Below are 1,754 nucleotides of genomic sequence, written 5' to 3'. Positions count from 1 at the left end.
CAGCGGTTTCGGTCTCGCCGCCACGCCCGTTCCAGGCGTGTGCGCATCGATCAGGACGACCGACGCGGCGTTTTGGTCGCGTTGTGCCGTGTGTGCGCAGTGCGTGCACACGTGCATGCGTTGCGCAAGCGTCTTGGGCACGATCTCCCAACACATGGCGCAGCGCTGCGACGGTTTTAATTGACGCGTGTTTGAAACGTGCAGTCGCGTACCAGCTTCTACCGCTTTGTACGCGAGCATGTTATGCGCCATGCTCAATCCGGCCGACAGAATCTCGCGATTTAAGCCGGCCTTTTGCTTGACCATCCGCCCGGGATTGTCCTGCGTGCCGGCGCCCGAACGGCTCATGTTGTTCACGCGCAGTTCTTCCGTCGCGATGACGGCGTACGACTTCACCATGCGCGTCGTCGTCTTGTGGAGGAACTCGCGGCGCAAGTTCCCGATGCGCTCGTGCACCTTCGCGACTTGCTTGCCAACCCGCTTATATCGAATGGATCCGCGTTTCTTGCGCGCCTGCTGCCGCTGCAGATCCGCCATGCGTGGCATCTCGTTGCGCACGAATCGCGGATTGGCGATCGTCTCGCCGTTATCGAACGTGGCCCAATCGTTGATGCCGAAGTCCACGCCGCGGTGCACATCGCCAGTGCGGACACGGGCGCACGCGTCTTCCGATACGCGCAGCGTGACGCACGCAAACCACTCGCCATTCTTGCGCGTGATCGTCAGGTCGTTGGGCTTGGCGCCGTCTCCGAAACGATGCTGGCCACGCGCGCGGATCGACATGGCGTGCTTGCCGCTACCGATGCGCAGCGTGGCACCACGGCCGCCGTGCTGCATGAGCGTCCAGCCAGCCGGATCGGGATAGCAGAAACCTGAGAAGCGCTTGCTGGCCTTGAACCTCGGGAAGCCGGGTGTCTGGCCGGCCTTGACGCGCCGGAAGAAAGCCTGAAACGCGAGGTCCAGCTTGCGCAGCGTCTGCTGCAGCGCATGCGAGCCCAACTCGACGAACTCATGACGAGCCGCCTTGATCTCGGGCAGCACGTTCTGCTGGTCGTAGTAGCTGATCGACTTGCCGTACTTGCGGTAGGCGTCGATGCGCTCCTCGAGCGCCGCGTTGTAGAGCTCACAGTGCAAGCGAATCCAGCCCGTGAGGCGTTCGGCCTCGCGAGCACTCGGATACAGCTTGAATGTGACTTTGCGACGTTCCATAGCTGCTGCGCTAGCACGAATTAACCGGTAAGGTGCAAGCGTGGAAAATGCCAATAGGTCAAGTTCTCATGCCGTTTATAGCCTTAAGCTACACATCGTTTTTGTGACGAAGTACCGGCGCAAGACGTTGTCGCCGGATCTGCTCGGATACCTAGAAACGGCGTTCGGCGAGATCCTATCGGCGTGGCGCTGCAGTTGCTGGAATTTGGCGGCGAACCGGATCACGTGCACCTGCTGATCGACATCCATCCGGCGCTAGACATATCGGTGCTGATTAACAACTTGAAGACGGCGAGCGCGCGGCGCACACGAAACCGGTTTGCCGATCACTTGGCGCCGTTCTACCGAAAGCCGTTGTTTTGGAGCCGAGCGTACTTTGTCGGGAGTGTCGGCGGCGCCACGCTGGAAACGGTGCGTGCTTACGTAGATGCGCAAGGCACTGAGGAGCACGCCCGCAAATCGGCCGCGAAGAATGCGAAAACAAAACCGTTCGCTTGACCCCCTCCTGATCCGCTCGGCTTCGCCTATGGGTTCGCAAGCGAACC

At 60.9% G+C, this 1,754-nt stretch carries 2 protein-coding genes; one reads left to right on the top strand and one right to left on the bottom strand.

All coding sequences use genetic code 11. The features are described from left to right. Positions 1-1,209, bottom strand: a 1,209-nt coding sequence (locus tag FH08_RS0133780; protein ID WP_031362597.1) for an RNA-guided endonuclease InsQ/TnpB family protein, incomplete at its 3' end; no start/stop codon positions are given. Between the two features lie 183 nt (positions 1,210-1,392). On the opposite strand from FH08_RS0133780, the gene tnpA reads away from it, so the two are divergent. Further along, the gene (gene tnpA / locus FH08_RS48770; RefSeq protein ID WP_200878826.1) at positions 1,393-1,707 is read left to right on the top strand and encodes an IS200/IS605 family transposase; all 315 of its coding nucleotides are present in this window, start codon (positions 1,393-1,395) and stop codon (positions 1,705-1,707) included. The last annotated feature ends 47 nt before the right edge of the window (positions 1,708-1,754 follow it).

The sequence above is a fragment of the Caballeronia sordidicola genome (assembly GCF_000729995.1).
GTDB lineage: Bacteria > Pseudomonadota > Gammaproteobacteria > Burkholderiales > Burkholderiaceae > Caballeronia > Caballeronia sordidicola_A.
The sequence above is the reverse complement of the archived record's forward strand: the minus strand, read 5'-3'. Positions and strand labels throughout refer to the sequence as shown.